21 protein-coding genes are annotated in these 23,338 nt (G+C 61.1%); 9 read left to right on the forward strand and 12 right to left on the reverse strand.

Annotation, left to right across the window (positions count from 1 at the left end; genetic code table 11):
- The first annotated feature begins 47 nt into the window (after window positions 1-47).
- Both BMZ10_RS10895 and BMZ10_RS10900 read left to right on the forward strand, forming a co-directional pair.
- Window positions 48-641 carry a PadR family transcriptional regulator gene (locus BMZ10_RS10895; RefSeq protein WP_093461324.1) on the forward strand — a complete coding sequence of 198 codons (594 nt, stop codon included), beginning with the start codon at window positions 48-50 and terminating at the stop codon, window positions 639-641.
- Complete coding sequence (locus BMZ10_RS10900) at window positions 638-1,408, forward strand: siderophore-interacting protein (RefSeq protein ID WP_093461327.1); 771 nt, start codon at window positions 638-640, stop codon at window positions 1,406-1,408. The genes BMZ10_RS10895 and BMZ10_RS10900 overlap by 4 nt, the downstream gene beginning before the upstream one ends.
- A 33-nt stretch (window positions 1,409-1,441) precedes the next feature.
- On the opposite strand, the gene BMZ10_RS10905 is transcribed toward BMZ10_RS10900, so the two are convergent.
- The gene (locus BMZ10_RS10905; protein WP_093461331.1) at window positions 1,442-2,098 is read right to left on the reverse strand and encodes a Pr6Pr family membrane protein; all 657 of its coding nucleotides are present in this window, start codon (window positions 2,096-2,098) and stop codon (window positions 1,442-1,444) included.
- Window positions 2,099-2,133: 35 nt separating this feature from the next.
- Entirely contained in the window at window positions 2,134-2,361 is a 228-nt protein-coding gene (locus BMZ10_RS10910) for a VF530 family protein (RefSeq protein ID WP_062388148.1), read from the reverse strand.
- Between the two features lie 251 nt (window positions 2,362-2,612).
- Here BMZ10_RS10910 and BMZ10_RS10915 point away from each other — a divergent pair, with 251 nt between their 5' ends.
- From BMZ10_RS10915 to BMZ10_RS10925, 3 genes are all read left to right on the forward strand, one after another.
- Window positions 2,613-4,643, forward strand: coding sequence for a TonB-dependent receptor (locus BMZ10_RS10915; RefSeq protein ID WP_093461334.1), 2,031 nt, complete (start codon window positions 2,613-2,615; stop codon window positions 4,641-4,643).
- A 384-nt stretch (window positions 4,644-5,027) separates the two neighbouring features.
- Window positions 5,028-6,392: a carbohydrate porin gene (locus BMZ10_RS10920; RefSeq protein WP_093461337.1), complete on the forward strand. Its 1,365-nt coding sequence runs from the start codon at window positions 5,028-5,030 to the stop codon at window positions 6,390-6,392.
- A 128-nt stretch (window positions 6,393-6,520) separates the two neighbouring features.
- Window positions 6,521-8,953, forward strand: a complete 2,433-nt coding sequence (locus BMZ10_RS10925) for a glucose/quinate/shikimate family membrane-bound PQQ-dependent dehydrogenase (protein ID WP_093461340.1) — start codon at window positions 6,521-6,523, stop codon at window positions 8,951-8,953.
- A gap of 72 nt (window positions 8,954-9,025) precedes the next feature.
- Here the strand turns inward: BMZ10_RS10925 and BMZ10_RS10930 are convergent, their stop codons facing one another.
- From BMZ10_RS10930 to BMZ10_RS10945, 4 genes are read right to left on the reverse strand one after another with little or no spacing between them, the layout of a single operon-like run.
- Window positions 9,026-9,454: a group 1 truncated hemoglobin gene (locus tag BMZ10_RS10930; RefSeq protein ID WP_093462554.1), complete on the reverse strand. Its 429-nt coding sequence runs from the start codon at window positions 9,452-9,454 to the stop codon at window positions 9,026-9,028.
- A gap of 2 nt (window positions 9,455-9,456) precedes the next feature.
- Entirely contained in the window at window positions 9,457-10,347 is an 891-nt protein-coding gene (locus BMZ10_RS10935) for a DUF3034 family protein (RefSeq protein ID WP_093461343.1), read from the reverse strand.
- 12 nt (window positions 10,348-10,359) lie between these two features.
- Window positions 10,360-12,711, reverse strand: a complete 2,352-nt coding sequence (locus BMZ10_RS10940) for a bifunctional diguanylate cyclase/phosphodiesterase (protein ID WP_093461346.1) — start codon at window positions 12,709-12,711, stop codon at window positions 10,360-10,362.
- Entirely contained in the window at window positions 12,708-13,379 is a 672-nt protein-coding gene (locus BMZ10_RS10945) for a methylamine utilization protein (RefSeq protein WP_093461349.1), read from the reverse strand. Before BMZ10_RS10945 ends, BMZ10_RS10940 begins: the two co-directional genes overlap by 4 nt.
- A gap of 266 nt (window positions 13,380-13,645) precedes the next feature.
- Here BMZ10_RS10945 and lon point away from each other — a divergent pair, with 266 nt between their 5' ends.
- The 4 genes from lon to cmoB all read left to right on the forward strand — a co-directional run bounded on the left by lon (window position 13,646) and on the right by cmoB (window position 18,616).
- The gene (gene lon / locus BMZ10_RS10950; RefSeq protein ID WP_093461353.1) at window positions 13,646-16,063 is read left to right on the forward strand and encodes an endopeptidase La; all 2,418 of its coding nucleotides are present in this window, start codon (window positions 13,646-13,648) and stop codon (window positions 16,061-16,063) included.
- A 342-nt stretch (window positions 16,064-16,405) separates the two neighbouring features.
- Entirely contained in the window at window positions 16,406-16,798 is a 393-nt protein-coding gene (locus BMZ10_RS10955) for a protease inhibitor I42 family protein (RefSeq protein WP_093461359.1), read from the forward strand.
- Between the two features lie 118 nt (window positions 16,799-16,916).
- Window positions 16,917-17,660 (forward strand): carboxy-S-adenosyl-L-methionine synthase CmoA, encoded by a 744-nt coding sequence (cmoA, locus tag BMZ10_RS10960; RefSeq protein ID WP_093461363.1) that lies wholly within the window; start codon window positions 16,917-16,919, stop codon window positions 17,658-17,660.
- Complete coding sequence (gene cmoB, locus BMZ10_RS10965) at window positions 17,657-18,616, forward strand: tRNA 5-methoxyuridine(34)/uridine 5-oxyacetic acid(34) synthase CmoB (RefSeq protein WP_093461366.1); 960 nt, start codon at window positions 17,657-17,659, stop codon at window positions 18,614-18,616. The genes cmoA and cmoB overlap by 4 nt, the downstream gene beginning before the upstream one ends.
- Before the next feature lie 138 nt (window positions 18,617-18,754).
- Here the strand turns inward: cmoB and pdxJ are convergent, their stop codons facing one another.
- From pdxJ to lepB, 6 genes are all read right to left on the reverse strand, one after another.
- The gene (gene pdxJ / locus BMZ10_RS10970; RefSeq protein ID WP_093461369.1) at window positions 18,755-19,498 is read right to left on the reverse strand and encodes a pyridoxine 5'-phosphate synthase; all 744 of its coding nucleotides are present in this window, start codon (window positions 19,496-19,498) and stop codon (window positions 18,755-18,757) included.
- 58 nt (window positions 19,499-19,556) lie between these two features.
- A complete protein-coding gene (gene recO, locus BMZ10_RS10975) occupies window positions 19,557-20,246 on the reverse strand; it encodes a DNA repair protein RecO (protein ID WP_093461372.1) in 690 nt (229 codons plus the stop codon).
- A 175-nt stretch (window positions 20,247-20,421) separates the two neighbouring features.
- Window positions 20,422-21,324 (reverse strand): GTPase Era, encoded by a 903-nt coding sequence (era, locus tag BMZ10_RS10980; RefSeq protein WP_093461375.1) that lies wholly within the window; start codon window positions 21,322-21,324, stop codon window positions 20,422-20,424.
- A complete protein-coding gene (gene rnc / locus BMZ10_RS10985) occupies window positions 21,317-22,006 on the reverse strand; it encodes a ribonuclease III (protein ID WP_093461378.1) in 690 nt (229 codons plus the stop codon). Before rnc ends, era begins: the two co-directional genes overlap by 8 nt.
- Window positions 22,003-22,380 (reverse strand): DUF4845 domain-containing protein, encoded by a 378-nt coding sequence (locus BMZ10_RS10990; RefSeq protein WP_093461383.1) that lies wholly within the window; start codon window positions 22,378-22,380, stop codon window positions 22,003-22,005. Before BMZ10_RS10990 ends, rnc begins: the two co-directional genes overlap by 4 nt.
- A gap of 103 nt (window positions 22,381-22,483) precedes the next feature.
- Window positions 22,484-23,338, reverse strand: coding sequence for a signal peptidase I (lepB, locus tag BMZ10_RS10995; RefSeq protein ID WP_093461386.1), 855 nt, complete (start codon window positions 23,336-23,338; stop codon window positions 22,484-22,486).

Consider the following 23,338-nt stretch of genomic DNA (forward strand, 5'->3'; position numbering starts at 1 on the left):
AAGATATATCTTAAGGTATATCTAACTGTAACGAGAGATGAAAAGCGATGAGAGACCACTCACACGATCACCCCCACCACCACCGGCCGCATTTCGGCGAACATGGCGACAGCCGCGACGGTTTCGAGAAACGGACCGGCCGCGAACGCGGCGGACGCGGGCCACGTGTTTTTGCGCCCGGCGACCTGAAGCTGCTGCTGCTCGCCTTGATTTCCGACCAGCCTTGCCACGGCTACGACCTGATCCGGCAGATCGAAGGCATGTTCGACGGCGCCTACAGCCCGAGCCCCGGCGTGATCTACCCGACGCTGACCTTTCTGGAAGAAAGCGAGCTGATCCTCGGCGACGCCGAGGCAGGCAAGAAGCGTTACCAGATCACCGCGACCGGGCAGCAATTCCTTGCAGAACAGGCCGTCGCGCTGGACGGCGTGAAGATGCGCATCGACGTCAGTAAGCGCTCGCTGCGGGGACACGACCGTCCGCCGGAAATCCACGAGGCTGTGCATAACCTGCGTCACGCCCTGCAGATGCATCACGGTCGCTGGAGCCCGGAAGAAATCATCCGCGTTCGCGACCTGTTGAACGAAACCGCCAGAGCCGTCGTCGACGGTCCAGTCAAGCCGTCGGAGACGTCCGTATGAATTCACAGCAGTCGATCCACCGAGTCAGCCACGAGATCAAGCGCCGCAAGCTGCAGGTGTTGCGCGTCACGGACATCACGCCGCGAATGCGCCGCATCACGTTGCACGGACCGGAGCTGACCGGTTTCATCAGCCTGGGCACCGACGACCACGTCAAACTGTTGTTCGCGACCACGCCACAGGAACAAGCGGCGCTGGACAGCTTCATGCCTGGGCAGAACAGCGAAGGACCAAAGCCTGCGATGCGGGACTACACGCCACGTCGCTATGACGCGGCATCGGGCGAGCTGGACATCGATTTCGTCCTGCACGGCGAAGGTCCGGCCGCCACCTGGGCCGCTCAGGCTCAAGCCGGGCAGTTTCTGTACATCGCCGGCCCGCGCGGCTCGATGATTGTCCCGGACATGTTCGACAGTTATCTGCTGATCGGCGATGAAACCGCCCTGCCCGCCATCGCCCGCCGCCTGGAGGAATTACCCGCCAACCGCCGCGCGCAGGTCGTCGTCGAGATCGAAGACGCCGCGGAGCGTCAGACCTTGAACAGCAAGGCCCAGGTGGACGTGATCTGGGTGCTGCGCGGGGAGCGCGACCTGTTGGAGGTGACACGCCAGCTGACCTTACCCGAAGGCAAGCTGTATGCCTGGGTGGCGACCGAATCAGGCCTGTCGCGCAAAGTTCGTCGCGTATTGCTCGATGAATTCGGGCTCGATGAGGCCTCGGTCAAAGCGGCAGGCTACTGGCGCATCGAAGGTTCGGACGAGCAATAACCCTGACACCGCGTGACGTCGAAGGGGTCGCAGCTATTCCCTTCGACGCCTCGACTTGTCGATCAGCAGGATCAACAACCCGATTGCGACGTACCCCGCCAGCACCCCGAACGCATTGATCAATGCGCTCGTCACTCCGAGCGTGCCGATGTCCAGAAATGGGTAGAGGTAATCGCCGAAGATGTCCCCGCGAAACAGTAAGTACGCAAAATACAGCGCCGGATAGAGCATCCACAGCAGCACGTGGTTCAGACGCAGCACGCCCCTCGCCTCGTACAGCCACCAATACACCAGAAACAGCAGCGGCATGACGTCGTGCAGCAACTCGTCAGCGACCCACTGCCAGCCCTGCGGGCTCCATAAATGGCGCAGCAGCAGGCTGTAAGCGACGCCGACCAGAAGAATGCTGGTGACGATACCGCCGCACACCACGGGGGATCTGAAGAAGCGATGACCCGCGCTGTGCCGGTCGGTGATCGCACACGTGAGCGCCACGGCGACCAGCGTGTTGGTCAGTACCGTGAAGAAACTGAAATAGCGCACCAGCCCGCCCATCACACTGGCGTCGTCAGTCCAGCGTCCCCACAGAATCAGATAAAGCTGCACGGCCAGCGCAAACCAGCCCAGTAGCGCAGCGGCGGTGGCATAGCGGCGCTGTCCCCGCGCCAGGTGCAGCGTTTGGCTTTCCATCCAGCGTCATTCCTGTGCGATCGAAGCGGAGTGAATCAGCCGCGTTTGGTGCGGGCCAGTTTCACGTAAAGGGCTTCGACCTTTTCCCGCGCCCAAGGTGTCTTGCGCAAGAAGGTCAGGCTCGACTTGATGCTCGGATCGCTCTTGAAGCAGCGAATATCGATGCGCTCGGCAAGGCCAGACCATTCGTAGTGCTCGACCAGCGCATTGAGGATCTGCTCCAGCGTCACGCCATGCAGCGGGTTGTTGTGGGGTGTGGTCATGCCAGGCCTTTTGCATTCGATGAGTGACAGGGTCGCGAGGTGCGCACCTTAACGGAGCAACCGGCAGGTGTGAAGAGACAGCTGACGTGCAGGAGCGGCCTTGTCCTCACAGGCCTGCGAAAGCGACGCCGGCGCCAGCCAACGAGCGCTGTAATCGTCGTTGGATTCCAAAATGATTGCAATTTTATTGTTATGTTATAACACTAACAGCTCGATCATTTTTCGAATCACTCCCTGACAAGGAACGCTGCATGTCCCGCCCATCCATTTTTCCGATCTGGCCTCTGACTCCGCTGGCCACCGCGCTGCTGCTGGCGTCACCCGCGAACGCCATAGAACTGGAGCAACAAACCATTACCGCCAATCCGCTAGGCAGCGATCAATTGGCGTCGCCCAGCACTGTGCTGACGAGCGACGAACTGACGCTGCAGCAAAAAGGCAGTCTGGGCGAGACGTTGAACAAACAGCCAGGCGTGTCTTCGTCGTATTTCGGACCGGGCGCAAGCCGACCGATCATTCGCGGCCTGGACGGTGACCGCATCCGTCTGCTGCGCAACGGCGTCGGCGCGCTGGACGCTTCATCGCTGTCCTACGATCACGCGGTTCCGCTGGACCCGGTCAACGTCGACCGTATCGAAATCGTCCGTGGCCCGGCCGCGCTTCTTTATGGCGGCAGCGCCATCGGTGGCGTGGTCAACACGTTCGACAACCGCATCCCCACCGAGGCCATCGAAGGCATTCATGGCGCAGGCGAACTGCGCTACGGCGGCGCCGACACCACGCGCAGCAGCGCAGGCAAACTCGAGGCGGGCAACGGCACGTTCGCCCTGCATCTGGACGCGAACGCTCGCGAGTTCAACGATCTGAAGATTCCGGGGTATGCCCGGACCGCCGATCAACGCGCCCGCGATCCGGATGGCGACGACAGGAAACATCGACTCGGCAACAGCGACGGGCGCCAGGACGGCGGGGCCATTGGCGGTGCGTACACGTGGGACGACGGTTATGCCGGGCTCTCCTACAGCAACTACGACGCCAACTACGGTTCGCCCGCCGAGCAGGACGTGCGGATTCGCATGAAGCAGGATCACTACGCCTTCGCCTCTGAGATCCGTAACCTCAGCGGTCCATTCAGCTCGGTGAAACTGGACGCCGGCTACACCGAATACAAACACATGGAAATCGAGGACGGCGAGGTCGGCACGACGTTCAAGAACAAGGGTTACGAAGCCCGCGTCGAAGCTCGGCACCAGCCGATCGGTCCGTTGAATGGCGTGATTGGCGCGCAGGTGACGCGCAGCGAATTCTCCGCCCTGGGCGAGGAAGCGTTCGTGCCGCAGACCGATACCGATGCCGGCGCGCTGTTCATTCTGGAAGAAATGCAGGCAACCGATCGCTTGAAACTGAGCCTGGGCGGGCGACTGGAGCACACCACCGTCGACCCGGACGGCAAAGGCAACGAGCGCTTCTCCGGCGCCGACAGTTCAAGCAGTTTCACGGCCGGCAGCGTGTCTTCCGGTGCGGTCTACACGTTGACGCCGGTCTGGTCGCTGGCGGCCACTCTGGGCTACACCGAACGTGCGCCGACCTTCTATGAGCTGTACGCCAACGGTGCTCATGTCGCCACCGGAACGTACGAAGTCGGCGATGCCGGTCTGTCGAAAGAAAAAGCCGTCTCCAGCGATCTGGCGCTGCGCTTCGACAACGGTACCCACAAAGGCAGCGTCGGCGTCTTCTATAGCCGCTTCTCCAACTACATCGGGCTGCTGGGGACAGGTCGCACCCTCAACGATGAGGGCGTCGAAGACCCGGACGGCATCCCCGAGTACGGGTATTCGGGCGTGCGCGCGCGGTTCGCGGGTTTCGAGGCGCAAGATCACTGGAAACTGGGCGAAAGCCGCTACGGAAGCTTCGCTCTCGAGCTGTCGGGGGATTACACCCGCGCGAAGAATCTCGACAGCGGCGAAGCATTGCCGCGCATCGCCCCACTTCGCCTGAACAGCGGGTTGCTGTGGGCGCTGGACAAGTGGCAAGCGCGTATCGATGTAGAGCACGCCGCGTCACAAGGGCGAGTGCCGGACAACGAAACCGGCACCGACGGCTATACCACCCTGGGCGCCAGTGCCGGATACACATTCGACGTCGGCGGCAGCCAATGGCTCGCTTTCGTCAACGGCGAGAACCTGACCAACCAGACCGTGCGCTACGCCAGCTCCATTCTGCGTGACATCGCTCCAGCGCAAGGTCGCAGTATCGAGGTCGGGCTCAGGACCACCTTCTGATCTGATTCGCTCATCCGGTCAGTCATTCGTACGCAGCGTGCAGGGGCCAGCCATCTGGTTCCTGCACAGGCGCAGCTACGAAGCGTTGCCGCCTTATCTGTACATCCTGCGCAACGGTCTCAACTTCCTGCCTCAACCGTCTCATCCTCCCGCAACAGACGAATCATGAAGGACAGCGCTGTCCCGATTTGGGCGGACTGTTGCGCAACCTGTAACTATTCTTGTCGCAAAAACCTCTTTTTTTAAAATCGTTAGCCCCCTATCATCGCGCCGCGTTGCCAGCTGAAACGTTTAATTTTTTGTCTGTCAAGTTTTGACACGCGGCTTATCGACGCAGCTCGCGCCTGTGCCGTCTCCCGATCACCAAAAAGAACACATCGCCCTATGCCTTCTCACTCCAAACGCTGCATCTGCATTCGTCCGCTTCGTCATCGCCATGCGCTGGGACTGGCCGCCTTGAGCCTCGCAACGAGCGCTCACGCTGCGCCCGCCTTCGACAGCCAATCGCCGTGGATGCTGGGGGACTGGGGCGGCAAACGCAGTGAGTTGTCGCAAGAAGGCTACGACTTCAAGCTCGATTCGGTCGTGGAAGTGGGCTCCAACCTGCATGGCGGTTACGACCACGACAAGGCCACCCGCTACAGCGATCAGTTCGCCCTCGGGGCGCACATGGATCTGCAGAAGATCCTTGGTTGGCAGGACGCCGAATTCCAGCTGACGCTGACCAACCGCAACGGCGACAACATCAGCAACGACCGTGTTGGCGATCCGCGCGTGGGCACGATTTCTTCCTCGCAGGAAGTCTGGGGCCGGGGCAATGTCACGCGCCTGACGGACATGTGGTATCAGCAGAAATTCTTCGACCGCTCGCTCAGCGTCAAAGTCGGCCGCTTCAACCCGGGCGAAGACTTCAACACCTTCCCGTGCGACTTCCAGAACCTGGCGCTGTGCGGTTCGCAAGTGGGCAACTGGGGCGGCGGTATCTGGTACAACTGGCCGATCAGCCAGTGGGCGATGCGCGTCAAATACGAGCTGAATCCGGAACTGTTCGTACAGATCGGGGCGTTCGAGCAGAACCCGTCGAATCTGGAAAACGACAACGCGTTCAAGCTAAGCGGCAGCGGCACCAAGGGCGCGGTACTGCCTGTGGAAGTCGTGTGGTCGCCGAAAGTCAACGGACTGCCGGGCGAATATCGGCTGGGTTACTACTACAGCACCGCCAGCAGCACGGATGTGGTCAAGGACAGCAACGGCGGTTACGCAGCCCGCAGCGGCGATGACTATGCGTCGTCGTCGAGCAAACACGGCATGTGGCTGACCCTGCGCCAGCAAGTCACCAGCCAGGCCAGCGATAACAGCCGCGGCCTGAGCCTGTTCGCCAACGCCACGCTGCACGACAAAAAGACCAACATGATCGACAACTTTGTCGCCCTCGGGGCCACGTACAAAGGTCCGTTCGACGCGCGTCCCGAAGATGACATCGGGGTTGGCATCAGTCGCATTCACGTCAATCCGGCGTATCGGAAGAACATCAATCTGAGTAACCAGGCCGCAGGCGTGTCGGACTACCACGACCCGGCCTTCCTGCCTGTGCAGGACACTGAATACAACGCTGAGGTGTATTACGGCGTGCACGTTACCGACTGGCTGACCGTGCGTCCCAACCTGCAATTCATCCGCCATCCGGGCGGCGTGAATCAGGTCGATGACGCGCTGGTTGCCGGCCTGAAGATTCAATCCTCGTTCTGATCGGCTTATTTGACCTTTCTGAATCTCGTTTCAGGAACTAGCTTCAATAAGACGGATTCAAAGGCCTCGAGCCGAAAGATTAAAAAGAACAAAGCGTCAACCACATAATCGTTACGGAGTACGACACTATGAGCACTGAAGGTGCTTTCGGTAAGGGTCGCCTGCTTCCGAGCTTGCTCGGACTGGTGATTCTGATCATGGGCCTGGCCTTGTTGGCCGGGGGTATCAAACTGCTGACGCTGGGCGGGTCGCTGTATTACCTGCTGGCCGGTATTGGCTTCATTGTCACTGGCGTCCTGCTGATCATGGCGCGTCGCGCCGCACTCGGTCTGTACGCACTGGTGCTGTTTGCCAGCACCGTGTGGGCCTTGTGGGAGGTCGGCCTGGACTGGTGGCAACTGGTGCCGCGTCTGGCCCTGCTGTTCGCCCTCGGCATCGTCATGTTGCTGCCGTGGTTCCGCCGCCCTGTGCTGCGTGGCCAGGCAGGCGGCATGGGCACTGGCGCACTGAGCGTGGCAGTCGTGCTGGCTGGCCTGGCGGCTCTGGCGAGCCAGTTCACCAACCCCGGTGAAATCAAAGGCCAACTGGACCGTGAAACCGCAGGCACCTCCAGTGCCGCGCCTGCCATGCCGGAAGGCGACTGGCAGTCGTACGGCCGCACGGCGTTCGGTGATCGCTACTCGCCGCTGGCGCAGATCACCCCGGACAACGTCAGCAAGCTGGTCCCTGCCTGGACCTACCGCACCGGCGACATTCCGGGGCCGAACGATCCAGGTGAAACCACTGCCGAGAACACGCCGCTGAAGGTCAACGGCATGCTCTACGTCTGTACTCCGCACAGCCAGGTGATTGCCCTGGATCCGGACACCGGCAAGGAAATCTGGCGCTTCGATCCGAAAATCAGCAGCGGCAAGGCGGCCAACTTCAAAGGCTGGGCGCACATGACCTGCCGTGGCGTGTCGTATCACGATGACGCCGCTTATGCTGCCGCCGCACCGACCGACGCTGCCGCTCCGGCGCAAAGCCCGGCCACGCCGGCCGTTGCCACCACCGGTAATGCCTGCCCGCGTCGCCTGTTCCTGCCGACCGCAGACACTCGTCTGATCGCACTGAACGCTGACACCGGCAAGGTCTGCGAAGACTTCGGCACCAACGGTTCGATCGACCTGAGCGCCAACATCGGTACGTACGCGCCAGGCGGTTACTACTCCACCTCGCCGCCTGCCGTGACCAAGGATCTGGTGGTCATCGGCGGTCACGTCACTGACAACGTCTCCACCGACGAACCGTCGGGCGTGATCCGTGCATTCGACGTCCACACCGGTCGGCTGGTCTGGAACTGGGACAGCGGCAACCCTGATGACACCACGCCGCTTGCGCCAGGCAAGACCTACACGCGCAACTCGCCCAACATGTGGTCGATGTTCAGCGTCGACGAGAAGCTGGGCATGCTCTACCTGCCGATGGGCAACCAGATGCCTGACCAGTGGGGCGGCAACCGTACGCCTGAGTCCGAGAAATTCAGCGCCGGCCTGGTCGCGCTGGACATCGCGACCGGCCACGTGAAGTGGAACTTCCAGTTCACTCACCATGACCTCTGGGACATGGATGTGGGCGGTCAGCCAACCCTGATGGACATGAAAACCGCTGACGGCGTGAAGCCGGCCGTGCTGGCGTCCACCAAGCAAGGCAGCATCTATGTGCTGGATCGCAGCAACGGCCAGCCGATCGTTCCGATCAACGAAGTACCGGTTCCCGGCGGCGCTGTCGCAGGCGACCACACTTCGCCGACTCAGCCTAAATCCGACCTGAACTTCATGCCGCCGCCGCTCAAGGAACGCGACATGTGGGGTGTCACCCCGTTCGATCAGATGCTGTGCCGGATCGACTTCAAGTCGCTGCGTTATGAAGGCCCGTTCACTCCGCCGTCGCTGCAAGGCTCGATCGTCTACCCGGGTAACTTCGGTGTGTTCGACTGGGGCGGCATTTCGGTCGACCCGGTGCGTCAGATCGCTTTCGTCAATCCGAGCTACATGGCGTTCCGCTCCAAGCTGGTTCCGGCTGCCGAAGTGGAAGGCGGCCCTGGTCGCAAGAGCGAAACCGAAGGTGTGCAGCCAAATAAAGGCGCGCCCTATGGCGTGATTCTCGAAGCGCTGCTGTCGCCGATGGGCCTGCCATGCCAGGCGCCAGCGTGGGGTTATGTGGCGGCCGTCGACCTGACCACCCACAAAACCATCTGGATGCACAAGAACGGCACCGTGCGTGACAGCTCGCCTGTTCCGCTGCCGCTGACCATGGGCGTTCCAAGCCTGGGCGGCACGTTCATCACTGCCAGCGGCGTATCGTTCCTGAGTGCAACGCTTGACCAGTACCTGCGTGCCTATGACGTGCGTAACGGCAAGCAATTGTGGGAAGGCCGTCTGCCAGCAGGCGCCCAGACCACACCGATGACCTACACCGGCAAGGACGGCAAGCAATACGTGCTGGTCGTTGCAGGCGGTCATGGATCGCTCGGCACCAAGCAGGGCGATTACGTGATGGCGTTCAAACTGCCGGACTGATCCGGTCAGCAGCCACGCAAAAGGCGGTCATCGCAGGATGACCGCCTTTTTTTGTGGGTGAAGAAACGCGTTCTACTTCTCGATCACTTCCCCACGCTGCGGCGCGAGCCGCGCGATCAGCCGGTTCTGCGCTGGCACGGGGATGTGCTGGTCGTCCATCGCGTCGATCAGGTTTTCCACCAGCGCGTTGAAATCACTGCGGCTGATGTTCAGGCCTTTGTGCGCCTCGACCAGGGTGTCGCCGGTGTAGGTGCACGGGCCACCGGCTTCGACGCAGAATTTCTCGACCAGTTTGTCACGCACCCGAACGATGTCGACTTTGGCGAAATACTTGTAAATCCGGTCGTCTTTGGCGATGTGCAGCAACATGCCTTCGACGATTTTCTGAATGCCGGCGCGCTGCCCCAGCTCCTGATACAGGCTGTCATCTTTGGGCGGCTGTTGCGCGCACCCGACCAGCAACGCCAGCGCCAACGCACTGATCCATCGAACGGGCCGCATCATCAGAAGCTCCCCTGTACGGACAGGTACGTGCCGTTCTGATTATCCAAGGTGGCGATTTCGCCCAGGTGCGCGTAAGCCAGCACCACCGAAATATGTTTGTTGGGGAACCAGCCGACGAACATGTCGACCCAGTCGCTTTCGCCTGCAAACGACAGGTTGTCCGGCTTTTCGCGGTAATCGACGCCAAGCGCCCAGTGCGGGTTGAACAGAATGGCCGCGCCGCCTTCTTTCAGCACGCTGCGGGTGTCCCGGCGGTCGCCACCGAAACCCAGCAGACCGGTTTCATTGGCGCGACTGTAACGCAGGCCGCCGTTGACCACGACGTTGTAGCCAAAGGCTGCGCCCATGAACAGACGGCTGGCGGTCAGGTAGCCCTCGACGTCCGAATCGCGTCTGGCGCCGACCAGACTGGGGATCAGGAAATCGTTCTGGTGCTTGTATTCAAGGCCTGCGGAGACTTGCGGCAACTGGTCGTAGATCAGGTCGCCGAACAGACGCACCTTCACCCCGAAAATGTCCTGAGTGAGGTTGTCCTCGGGCAGGCTCAGCTTGCTGACCAGAGAACCCAGATCGAAACGCTGATGGGCGTAGGAAAACTCGATGCGGTTAGCGTAGGACGCCGCTGCGCCGACCACGTCCAGCGTGTAGTCCGGCAGATTGACGTGGGTCGCGAAAGCGCTGCCACCCCACTCGCCCTTCTCGCCGTAACCGGCCAGGACGGCCCATGGAATGACGCCGCCGCCCGCGCCGCCTTCGATGCTGCTCGCACCGCCGGTCGCCACCAGACGACCCTGTTCGCCCCAGGCCAGTGGCGCGCCCGCGCTCACGCAGCCGCCGACCACACTTGCCAACACCAAAGGGCTGAAAACAGCCGAGAGACTACGTGCCATAACATTGACCAATCAGTGAACCATCAGGCTCGGTGAAGTGTGCGACTTGGCGATCCATGCCTCGAACGCGACCGCATTGAGCGGCCGGCTGATGAGGTAGCCCTGCGCGGTATCGCAGTGCCAGCGCTCCAACAGACGCAGACTGTGTTCGTATTCAACGCCCTCGGCGACCACCTTCAAGCCCAGGTTGTGGCTCATTTCGATGGTCGATCGAACAATCACCGCGTCCTCACTGGTTTCGTCCAGATTGCGCACGAATGATTGATCGATCTTCAATTCCTGCACCGGCAGGCGCTTGAGGTGCGCCAGCGACGAATAACCGGTGCCGAAGTCATCTACCGACAGGCTGATGCCGCACTCACGCAAGCGGTTGAGCACGTTGAGGGACTGCTCGGGCTCGCGCATCACGGCGCTTTCGGTGATCTCGAATATCAGTTGTTCGGCGGGCACGCGGTACAGCTTGAGCAGATCCGCCACACGGTCGGGCAAATCGCCACCGAGCAGGTCGTCGGCCGAGATATTCACCGATAGCTGAACATGCAGACCGCGGCGAGCCCATTCAGCCAACTGGCGCATCGATTCCTCGATGACCCAATTGGTGAGGATCTGAATGCTGCCGGTGCGCTCGGCGAGCACGATGAACTCGGCAGGCGAGACATTGCCGAATTGCGGGTGCTGCCAGCGCAGCAGCGCCTCGGCCTGACGCACGCCGCCATTGCGGATGTCGAGTTTGGGTTGGTAATGCAGGATCAGCTCGCCATTGCGAGCGGCGTGCCGCAGGTCGCGGATCAGGCTGATCTGCCGCTGGTGAGCCAGATCGCGTCCGTCTTCGTAGACTTGCAGGCGCCCCGGCATCTGCACCGCGTCCTGGCGGGCAATGGAGGCGCGCTGAAGCAATTCGGACGCCGAATCGCCGTTGGCCGGGTACACCGCGATACCGATGCAGGCATCCATGGCGATGTCGTGTTCGCCGATGCGCTGGGGTTTGAGCAACAGGCGCTGCAGACGGTCGGCCACTGCCACGGCGGCGTCGGTGCCGGCGTTGTGCACCAACAGCAGGAATTCGTTGCCGGAAAGGCGCGCAACGGTGTCACCGGGACGCAGCGGCAATAACAGCTGTTCGCCGACAATCTGCAGCAACTGCTCGACGCCCTCAGGACCGATGCTGTCATTGATCGCCCGGAAATTGTCGATCCCCAGATACAGCAAGGCCACGGCACGCTTGGCCGCAATCGCACTGCCCAGACGCTCCATCACCAGCGCCCGGTTGGGCAGACCGGTCAGCCCGTCGTGCAGCGCATTGTGTGCCAGTTGCTGTTCGCGCTCGGCGATGCCGCTCTGCATCGAGTTGATTGCACCGGCCAGCAGACCCAACTCATCGCTGCGCGCCAGCACCACCGGCGTGCTGTAGTCGCCGTCGCCGATGCGCTGGGCCGCCTGGGCCAGTTCGCGCACCGGCAACGACACACTGCGCGCCAGCAACAACGTGCCGATCAATGAACCGGCGAGCGCCACCAGAGTGATCCAGAACAGCTTCTCGTCCAGAGGCGCGAATGCTTGCATGGCCTGATCCAGCGGGCTTTGCAGCAACGCCACGACTTCGCCGTCGATGTCACTGATGCTCCCCAGCCTCAGGGTTTTGCTCAGAAAGCTCAGGCTCTGGTGCTCGGTCATCTGCATGTGATCGCTGGACGTGCTCATCATGACGCCGCGCAGACTTTCGAACAGCGCTTCGGGCTGCGTGCTGATAATCTGTCCCGGCAAACGATGCACGACCGACAGGAACGACACCTGCAAACCACTGAGCGAACGAAGTTCCTGCGCCAGGTCGTTGTCCATGCTGAACCCCATGACCACGCGCGCAATCGGCAGCGGCGCCATCACTGTGCTGTCGACCAGCAAGTGCGGCTGACCCTGCAACGGCACGATCAGCATCGACTGGTTTTTGCCCTTCAGGTCGCGCAGCGCCTGGATGTACGGAAAAGGCGTGCCTTCGGGAATCTGCGCCACGGTGCTGGCGAGCACGGTCCCGTCCATGCCCAGCAGGAACATGTCAGTGGCATTGATGCGCGCGCCGTGATTGAGCAGCACCGAACGAATGGTCGCCGAGTCGGCAGACGCGACGGCGTCCCGAAACCCGAAATCGGCGGCCAGCAGCTGCACCGCGTCGCGCAGACGCTTGCCGCGCATCTCCAGCAAGCCTTCGAATACCCGCGTACCCACTTCCAGCTGCGCTTGAGCCTGCTGGCGCACAGCATCCTGCGTCGCGGCCTTGACGGCCAGAAACACCGCGACGACAACGATCAACAGCAGCATGATCAGCACGCCGGCAATGCGTGCCTGGAAGCTAGTTCGCAGTTTCATTCATGGGCGGCTTTGTGAAAGGCGTCGCCGAACGCACTGGAAGGCGGCGCTGCGGGCATGTCGTCACCCTTGGGCTGCACGGCAACGCTGAAACGCTGGCGCAGGCCCGAGGCCGGAATGTCGAACTCGCCTCCGGACACCGGCTGCATGTCAGGCGCAAGCGGATGCCACAGGGTTGCCGAATAGTGGCCCGCCGGCAGTTGATCCAGCGTCAGCGTCCCTTTGTCGTCGCTCACCCCGAACCAGGGGTCGTCGGTGACGTAGACGTAGCCCAGCATCCAGTCATGAATGTTGCAGCCGAGCACCACGACGCCGGGTTTGTCGAACAGGACAGGATCCGACGGCGTGCCGCCATAAAGGCGCAACTCGAAACGCTTGGGCGTCGAAAAGGAGTACACCTGATGACGTATGTTGTCGCTGTTCGGAAACTTGATCTGCGTCCCGGTGCGCACGGCCAGGACATGTGGCGCAAAACGCTGGTCGCGCTGATCCATGTCGGCCCTGAACGCGGGCTCTGCTCTGGGTGACGGTCCTTGCAGGGTCAGCACGGCGTCAGTCAACGGCTTGCCCTGCCCGTCGACGAACTCGGCGGTCAGTGTAGCGGCGCTGACGGCAGACCCGAACAGGACAGATGCGGTCACCAGCAGTGAAGGAAGGACAGGGTTCATAAAGATGTTCCAGAACGGCGTAGTCGGTAAAAAAAGCGCCGGCCCTGGCAAGTGTTGGAGCGTCCCGCGCAGATTAACCGCCACCCGACGGAAGATCACGCATTAAAAGCAGGCATAAGGCCATCACTCTGAAACCACCGACGAAAGGCACACAGGCACTCTCTTCTCTTATATCGGCGTCGTTATTCAATGCTATCGACCGCTCCTATTGAAACCTGAGCCCGACTGCCCCATCTAAGCCTCATCTCCATTTATGCAGGTGCCCCATGAGCGACCAGCAAACCGACTCAACACACGCGCAACACGACGACGAGCACGAACACGAAGTCATTGGTTCAGACAGAAAAAGTCTCGCTCTGCCCGGTCAGAACCTGCCGGACCAGGTCTACATCATTCCGATCCACAACCGTCCCTTCTTCCCGGCGCAGGTCCTGCCGGTCATCGTCAACGAAGATCCGTGGGCCGAAACGCTGGAACTGGTGAGCAAGTCCGACCACCACTCGCTGGCGCTGTTCTTCATGGACACGCCACCCGATGACCCTCGCCACTTCGATACCAAGGCGCTGCCTGAATACGGCACGCTGGTGAAGGTTCATCACGCCAGCCGTGAAAACGGCAAGCTGCAATTCGTGGCCCAGGGCCTGAGCCGTGTGCGCATCAAGACCTGGCTCAAGCACCATCGCCCGCCGTTCCTGGTGGAAGTCGAATACCCGCATCAGCCCAACGAGCCGACCGATGAGGTCAAGGCTTATGGCATGGCGCTGATTAATGCGATCAAAGAACTGCTGCCGCTCAACCCGCTGTACAGCGAGGAGTTGAAGAACTACCTCAACCGCTTCAGCCCCAACGATCCTTCGCCGTTGACCGATTTCGCTGCCGCCCTGACCTCGGCCACAGGCGTCGAGTTGCAGGAAGTCCTCGACTGCGTGCCTGTGCTCAAGCGCATGGAAAAAGTGCTGCCGATGCTGCGCAAGGAAGTCGAGGTTGCGCGCCTTCAGAAAGAAATCTCCGCCGAAGTGAACCGCAAGATCGGCGAGCATCAGCGCGAGTTCTTCCTCAAGGAGCAGCTCAAGGTCATCCAGCAGGAGCTGGGCCTGACCAAAGACGATCGCAGTGCCGACATCGAACAGTTCGAGGAACGTCTCGAAGGCAAGGTGTTGCCGCCGCAAGCGCGTAAACGTATCGATGAAGAGATCAACAAACTCTCGGTGCTGGAAACCGGCTCGCCGGAGTACGCCGTCACGCGCAACTACCTGGACTGGGCCAGCTCGGTGCCGTGGGGCGTGTATGGCGAAGACAAGCTCGACCTCAAGCATGCGCGCAAAGTGCTTGATCAGCACCACGCCGGGCTCGACGACATCAAGAGCCGCATTCTGGAATTCCTTGCCGTGGGCGCCTACAAAGGCGAGATCTCCGGCTCCATCGTGCTGCTGGTGGGCCCGCCGGGTGTGGGCAAGACCAGCGTCGGCAAGTCCATCGCCGAATCCCTGGGTCGTCCTTTCTACCGTTTCAGCGTCGGCGGCATGCGTGACGAGGCCGAGATCAAGGGCCACCGTCGCACCTACATCGGCGCCCAACCGGGCAAGCTGGTGCAGGCGCTCAAGGACATGGAAGTGATGAACCCGGTCATCATGCTCGACGAGATCGACAAGATGGGCCAGAGCTATCAGGGCGACCCGGCCTCGGCGCTGCTGGAAACCCTCGATCCGGAGCAGAACGTCGAATTCCTCGACCACTATCTGGACCTGCGTCTGGACCTGTCGAAGGTGCTGTTCGTCTGCACCGCCAACACACTGGACTCGATTCCAGGCCCGCTCCTGGACCGTATGGAAGTGATTCGCCTGTCGGGCTACATCACCGAGGAAAAACTCGCGATTGCCAAGCGTCACCTGTGGCCCAAGCAGCTGGACAAGGCGGGTGTGTCGAAAAACAGTCTGACCATCAGCGACAGCGCATTGCGTGCGGTCATCGAAGGTTATGCGCGTGAGGCCGGCGTGCGGCAGCTGGAAAAGCAGCTGGGCAAACTGGTGCGCAAGGCGGTGGTCAAGTTGCTCGACAACCCGGAAACCGTTGTCAAGATCGGCCCTAAAGACCTCGAAGCGTCCCTTGGCATGCCGGTCTTCCGCAGCGAGCAAGTGTTGTCCGGCACCGGCGTCATCACCGGACTGGCCTGGACCAGCATGGGCGGCGCCACGCTGCCGATCGAAGCCACGCGAATTCACACACACAACCGTGGTTTCAAGCTCACCGGTCAGCTGGGCGATGTGATGAAGGAATCGGCCGAAATCGCCTACAGCTACGTCAGCTCCAATCTGGCGAAGTTCGGGGGCGACAAGGGTTTCTTCGATGAAGCCTTCGTCCACCTTCACGTTCCGGAAGGCGCGACGCCGAAAGACGGCCCGAGTGCTGGCGTGACCATGGCCAGCGCCCTGCTCTCACTGGCTCGTAATCAGGCGCCGAAAAAAGGTGTCGCCATGACCGGCGAACTGACGCTGACCGGGCACGTGCTGCCTATTGGCGGCGTGCGCGAAAAAGTCATCGCGGCCAGACGGCAGAAAATCTTCGAGCTGATCCTGCCTGAACCGAACCGCGGCAACTTCGAGGAGCTTCCGGATTACCTCAAAGAAGGCCTGACCGTGCACTTCGCCAAGCGCTTCTCGGACGTGGCGAAGGTGCTGTTCTAAGCACGCGCCACTCGCTCGATGCCCTGCAGGACGCTCACTCCTGCAGGGATCACCGGGCATTCCCGAATTCTCCTCCCAGACACGAACCCTGTAGGAGCGCGCTTGCCCGCGAAGACTGAATTCCAGACGCTGCATCCCCACGGCATTCACTGGCCTCTTCCCGGCTAAAGCCGGTCCTACAGACGTTGCAAGTTTGTCGTAGGACCGGCTTTAGCCCGGAAGGCGTTGGGTGTTACGCGTTGATCGAAGACGGCGTTAAAGGCAGTTGGCTCACTTCTACAGGGTTTCACTCCCGCATTCTTCGGTTATGCTCCCCTCACATTGCCCACGACCGGAGCCTCCATGACCCGTGCCCGCCTCCTCGTTCCGCTGAGCCTTGCCCTGCTGGCCGCCTGCGCCCAGCAACCGAAACAAATCGTGTCTCTCGAAGATCAAAAAGACTGCCCGATCACCCTCAAGACCGGCCAGACCCTGATGCTTATGTTGCCCAGCAACCCCACCACCGGGCACCGCTGGCTGATGCAGAATCCCGCGCCGTCGATCCTCAATGCCCTGGGCCCGGAAGTGTTCAACGCGCCGGAAGACGTCGGTCTGGTCGGCACCTCGGGCCAGTCCGTCTGGCGCTACAAAGCCGCGGCGGCAGGCAGCGGTCACCTGATGATGGTCTATCAGCAACCGTGGGCGCCGGAAGTCGCGCCTGAACGCACGTTCGATTGCGCGATCACCGTGCAGTAACACGGCAGCGCTCACCCGCGACACCTGCCAGCTCAAACGTCCGGATCAGATGAGGTTTCGGCATTGCCACACAATTGGCTAAAATGCCGCACTTTTCGCCTCGTCCCCCGGAATCGCCGTGAGCCAAGAACCCGACCGCCTATTCGCCCAGCCGCTGGCCCAGGTGCCCGACTTCGCTTTCAACGAGGACGTGGTGCGGGTCTTTCCGGACATGATCAAACGTTCGGTGCCGGGTTACCCAACCATCGTCGAGAATCTTGGCGTGCTCGCGGCGCAGTTCGCGCAGCCGCACAGCGTCTTGTATGACCTGGGCAGCTCGCTTGGCGCAGTCACTCAGGCGCTGCGCCGACACGTGCGCACCGAGGACTGCCGGGTGATCGCGATCGACAACTCCTCGGCGATGGTCGAGCGTTGCCGCGAATACCTCAACGCGCAGGACTCGATGTTTCAGGAGTTGCTGCCGGTCGAGGTGATCGAAGGCGATATTCTGGCTCTGGAATTTCAGCCTGCCTCGGTCGTCGCGCTGAACTTCACGCTGCAATTCATTGCGCCCGATCAGCGTCTGGCGCTGCTCGGCCGGATTCGCCAGTCGCTGCTGCCCGGGGGTGCCTTGATCCTCTCGGAGAAGCTGCGCTTTGATGATGACGGCGAACAGGCCCTGCTCACTGAGCTGCACGTGGCGTTCAAACGCGCCAACGGCTACAGCGAGCTGGAGATCGCCCAAAAGCGCAGCGCCATCGAAAACGTGATGAAGCCCGACAGCCTCGAGCAACACCGCGAACGCCTCCTCGCGGCCGGTTTCAGTAAAGTCGTGCCTTGGTTCCAGTGTCTTAATTTTGCCTCGTTGATTGCCCTGCCATGATTGATCTTGCCCCACTGGTTCGCCGTCTGGCGGGCACCCCTCTGTACACCTGGGCCCAAGGCCTGCAGGCGCAACTCGATGCGAAGCTTGAAAAGGGCCATGGCGACCTCGATCGCTGGCAGGGTGCGCTCAATGCACTGCCTGATCTCACGCCAAGCCGCGTCGAGCTCAAGGACGACTTCATTCTCGACGCCGAATGCGATGACGCCACGCGCGAACAGACACGCGCCGCACTGATGGGCCTGTCGCCCTGGCGCAAGGGCCCGTTCGATGTGTTCGGCGTCCACGTCGACACCGAATGGCGTTCGGACTGGAAATGGTCGCGAGTCTCCCCGCATCTGGATTTGAAAGGCAAACGCGTACTGGATGTCGGCTGCGGCAACGGCTATTACCAGTGGCGCATGCTGGGCGCTGGCGCCGACAGCGTCATCGGCGTGGATCCCAACTGGCTGTTCTTCTGCCAGTTCCAGGCCATGCAGCGCTATCTGCCGGACCTGCCGGCCTGGCACCTGCCGTTCACGCTCGAAGATTTGCCTGCGCGACTGGAGGGTTTCGATACCGTTTTTTCGATGGGTGTGCTGTACCACCGCAAATCGCCCATCGATCACTTGCTGGCACTGAAGGACTGCCTGGTCAAAGGCGGCGAACTGGTCCTGGAAACCATGGTGGTGGAAGGCGATGCGCAGCAGGTGCTGGTGCCGGAAGACCGTTACTCACAGATGCGCAACGTCTGGTTTCTGCCCTCCGTACCGGCCCTGGAACTGTGGTTGCGCCGCGCCGGGTTCGTCGACGTGCGCTGTGTCGACGTCAGCACCACGACGATCGAGGAACAGCGCAGCACCGAATGGATGCGTTACCAGTCGCTGAGCGACTTCCTCGATCCGGCCGACCACAGTAAAACCGTAGAAGGACTGCCCGCGCCACGTCGTGCGGTGATCGTCGGTCGCAAAGCCTGATCACAAAACAGCGGTCATGACCCTCCGCGCCCCCTGTAGGAGTGAGCTTGCTCGCGATCCGCAGTGAGCCAGCCATGCGATTGTCTTATGACACCCCGCAATCGCGAGCAAGCTCACTCCTACAAGGTGCCCACAGCTTCAGCCCTTGGCCGCCGCCAGAATCAACGCCTTCATCTCCGACACCGCCGACTTGAAGCCGACGAACAGGGCATGCGCCACCAGCGCATGACCGATGTTCAGCTCGTTGATCCCCTTGATCGCGGCCACGGCTTCGACGTTGTGGTAATGCAGACCATGACCGGCGTTGACGATCAGGCCCTGGCCCAGCCCGAAGGCGACACCATCGGCAATCCGCTTGAGTTCCAGCGCCACTTCGGTCGGGGTTTCGGCATCGGCGTAGCGACCGGTGTGCAGCTCGATGGCCGGTGCGCCCACCCGCGCCGATGCTTCGATCTGGCGCTCGTCGGCGTCGATGAACAGCGACACTTCGCTGCCGATGGCCGAAAGCCGCTCAACCGCTGCTTTGATCCGCGCTTCCTGCCCCGCCACATCGAGACCACCTTCGGTGGTCAATTCCTGCCGCGTTTCCGGCACCAGACAGATATGCGCCGGGCGAATACGCTCGGCGAACGCCATCATCTCTTCGGTAATGCCCATTTCGAAATTCATGCGGGTCTGAAGCACGTCCTTGAGCAACAGCACATCGCGCTCCTGAATGTGGCGACGGTCCTCGCGCAAGTGAACAGTGATGCCATCGGCACCGGCTTCTTCAGCGTCCAGCGCGGCCTTTACCGGGTCGGGATAGCGAGTACCGCGGGCCTGACGCAGGGTGGCAACGTGGTCGATGTTGACGCCGAGCAGAATTCGGGTGCTGTGGGTCACGGGTCTCTCCTGAAACTTGATCTGAACAGGCGATTGACGCCTGCGACGGTTTTATCGATTAAGGCTTGCGGAACAATTCACGGCTGACCAGCGGGCGCCCTCCCAGATGGACCGCCAAGGCCTGACGCATCAAGCGCTTGGCTGCCGAAAGCGCGCCGGGCGCGGTCCAGTCGGCTTCTGACATCGCCAGCAGTTCGGCGCCCTGAAACAGCCCCGGCTGAAAGAGATACACCCGCTCCAGCCCAGCGTCTACCTGCAACCGGTACATGCCGTCGCCAGACAACGGGTCGCCGTTCAAGTCCGCATCGAGGGCGAAACCGTAACCCAGGTCGTCCAGCAGACGCCACTCGAACGAGCGCAACAAGGGTTCCAGCGCGCGCCCTTCGGCGAGCGCCAACAGCGTTGCGGCGTAATGGTCGAAAACACCTGGATGCGGGTCTTCGGCGGGAAGCAGACGGATCAACAGCTCATTGAGATAAAGGCCGCTGAACAACGCCTCGCCTTCGAGCCAGGCGGCGATGCCCGCGCTTTCCATCCGGCCAACGTTCTTCAGCTCGCCCTTGCCCCGAAATTCGACTTCAAGTGGCACGAACGGACGCGCCAGAGAACCTGCCTTGCCACGGGCACTGCGCAGCACGGCACGCAGACGTCCCTGCGGGGTCAGGAAATCAACCAGCGCACTGTTTTCGCGGTACGCCCGGCTGTGCAGAACGTAGGCAAGCTGGCCGACGGGAGGCGTTTGCGACATTGCGATCTCAATGAAAGAACGGGTCTTACAGGCAATCCAGAAAACAGTGTGGGAAAAACCACTGTGGGAGCGAGCTTGCTGGCGAAAGCGGCGTATCAGTCAACATCAATGCTGAGTGCTACACCTCATTCGCGAGCACGCTCGCTCCCACAGTCGGCCGGCGTATTGCCTGATTTTACAGGTCGCCGTATCCCAACGAACGCAGCGCGCGCTCGTCGTCGGACCAACCACCCTTGACCTTCACCCACAGGTTGAGCATGACCTTGGAGTCGAACAGCACTTCCATGTCACGGCGCGCATCGGAGCCGATGCGCTTGATGCGCTCGCCCTTGTCGCCAATGATGATTTTCTTCTGCCCGTCACGTTCGACGAGGATCAGCGCATGGATGTGCAGCGTCTTGCCCTGCTGTTTGAACTCTTCGATCTCGACCGTGATCTGGTACGGAAGCTCAGCACCCAGCTGACGCATGATCTTCTCGCGCACCAGCTCGGCAGCGAGGAAACGGCTGCTGCGGTCGGTGATCTGATCTTCCGGGAAGAAGTGATCGTTTTCGGGCAACTGCTCGGCGATGACCTTTTCCAGGGCCTCAAGGTTATGCCCCTGCTGAGCGGAAACCGGAATGATCTGCGCGTTCGGCAGCTGTTCCTGCAGCCACGACAGGTGCGGCATCAGTTCGGACTTGTCTTCGATGCGGTCGGTCTTGTTCAGTGCCACGATCAGCGGACCGGTGACGTACTGCACGCGCTCCAGCACCATCTGGTCTTCTTCGGTCCATTTGGTGCGATCGACCACGAAGATCACCACGTCGACGTCTTTCAACGCTGCCGAGGCCGTCTTGTTCATGTAGCGGTTGAGCGCTTTGTCGCTGCCCTTGTGCATGCCCGGCGTGTCGACGTAGATCGCCTGCACGTCGCCTTCGGTCTTGATGCCCAGCATGTTGTGACGCGTGGTCTGGGGCTTGCGCGATGTGATCGCCAGTTTCTGCCCGAGGATGTGGTTCAACAGCGTCGACTTGCCCACGTTTGGCCGGCCGACGATGGCGACATAGCCACAGCGTGTTGCAGTTGAATCAGTCATTGCCATTCTCCACACCCAGGGCGATAAGGGCTGCGGCCGCGGCTACCTGTTCGGCAATGCGACGGCTGACGCCCTGTCCCCGGCTTTTTTCGTTCAAGAGGGTGATTTCGCATTCGACGAAAAACGTTCGGCAATGCGGCTCGCCCTGAATGTCCACTACTTCGTAACGCGGTAATTCACAGGCGCGCGACTGCAGGAATTCCTGCAGACGGGTCTTCGGGTCCTTGTTGGTGTCGACCAGCGTCAAGCTGTCGAACTCGCTCGCCAGCCACGCCAGCACGCGATCACGCGCGGTTTCCATGCCTGAGTCGAGGTAAATCGCCCCGATCAAGGCTTCAAGCGCATCGGCCAGAATCGACTCGCGACGAAAACCACCGCTTTTCAGCTCACCCGAACCCAGACGAAGGTATTCGCCCAGGTCGAAACCGCGCGCCAGCAGCGCCAGGGTCTCGCCTTTCACCAGACGGGCGCGCAGTCGCGACAATTGACCTTCGCGCGCCTGCGGAAAGCGCTCGAACAGCGCTTCGCCGGCGACGAAGTTCAGAATGGCATCACCGAGGAATTCCAGACGCTCATTGTTGCGACCGGCAAAACTGCGGTGGGTCAGGGCCAGAACCATCAGTTCCTGGTCTTTGAAGGTATAGCCGAGCTGGCGCTCCAGGCGACTCAATGACACGCTCACGGTTTACCCACGCTGAATTCGTGGTCGAACCTGACCACCAGATCGATGTTCTGGATCAGTGGCTCACGCTGCTCGTATTTCAAATGGGCGAGGAACCTGTTGTTCTCCGTCGTCACACTTAACGCCTTCTTCAAATCGACATCCCGAATATTGTTGACCTGCATGCCTTTGGCGACATAACTGTAGAAATCGTCGCTGTCACTGATATCGCCGCCCCGGTCCGTGCCCGCGGCCTCGATGATTTTCTTCAACGACAGATAATCCAGATAATGCGGCACCAGTTTGGCTGCGGTACTCCCGACAAACGCCAGAACCGCCAGCAACACCAGCCAGCCAACGAATGACAAACCTCTTTGCGATCTGGCAGAACTCATGTTTGCCCTCAAGAATAGTCCTTCCCTGCTGCCTGCACGTTCAGCTACGCAACATAGCCCGCCGAAATGACATACGGCGCTGCATCTGGCAGCGCCGCATCGGTTACTTGATCAGGCCAACCCGCGAGAAATTAGGCAGGTGGCTGAGTTTCGGTTCGGGCCAGCTCATCCACACCGCGAAGGCCTTGCCGACGATATTCCGATCCGGAACCATGCCCAGTTCGTCTTTGGGGATGTTGGGATCATCCCAATAGCGGCTGTCATTGGAGTTGTCGCGGTTGTCGCCCATCATGAAGTAGTGACCGGCCGGCACCGTCCATTCGTGATCGGGTGGCGCGCGATAGCGGCTCATTTCCTGACGAATCTGGTGCTCAACCTCGCCCAGCTTCTCGTTGTACAGCTCGGCGCTGCCCAGCGTTCCAGGCTCCGAGCCAATCAACTGCTTGGCGACCAGTTGGCCGTTGATGAACAACTGCTTGTCATTGGTGTAGCGAATGACATCGCCCGGCAGACCGACCACACGCTTGATGTAATTGACGTTCGGATCGCTTGGGTAGCGGAACACCATCACGTCGCCGCGCTGCGGATCGCCGACGGGAATGACCTTCAGGTCGATCACCGGCAGACGAATGCCGTAGGAAAACTTGTTGACCAGAATGAAATCACCCACGTCCAGCGTCGGCTTCATCGATCCCGAAGGAATCTGGAACGGCTCGACCAGAAACGAGCGCAGGACCAGCACGATGAACAACACGGGAAAGAACGACTTGCCGTATTCGACCAGCAGAGGTTCCTTGTTCAACTGCTCCACGACGGCGACGTCCGGCTGGCTGACGCTGCCTTCGTAATTCGCTATCGCGGTGCGGCGACGGGGCGCCAGTATGATCAGATCGAACAAGGCCAGCAAACCGCAGACAAACACGGCGACGACCAGCAACAGCGGGAAATTTAGTGACAT

The sequence above is a fragment of the Pseudomonas sp. NFR16 genome (genome assembly GCF_900108875.1).
In the GTDB taxonomy this organism is placed as follows: Bacteria; Pseudomonadota; Gammaproteobacteria; order Pseudomonadales; family Pseudomonadaceae; genus Aquipseudomonas.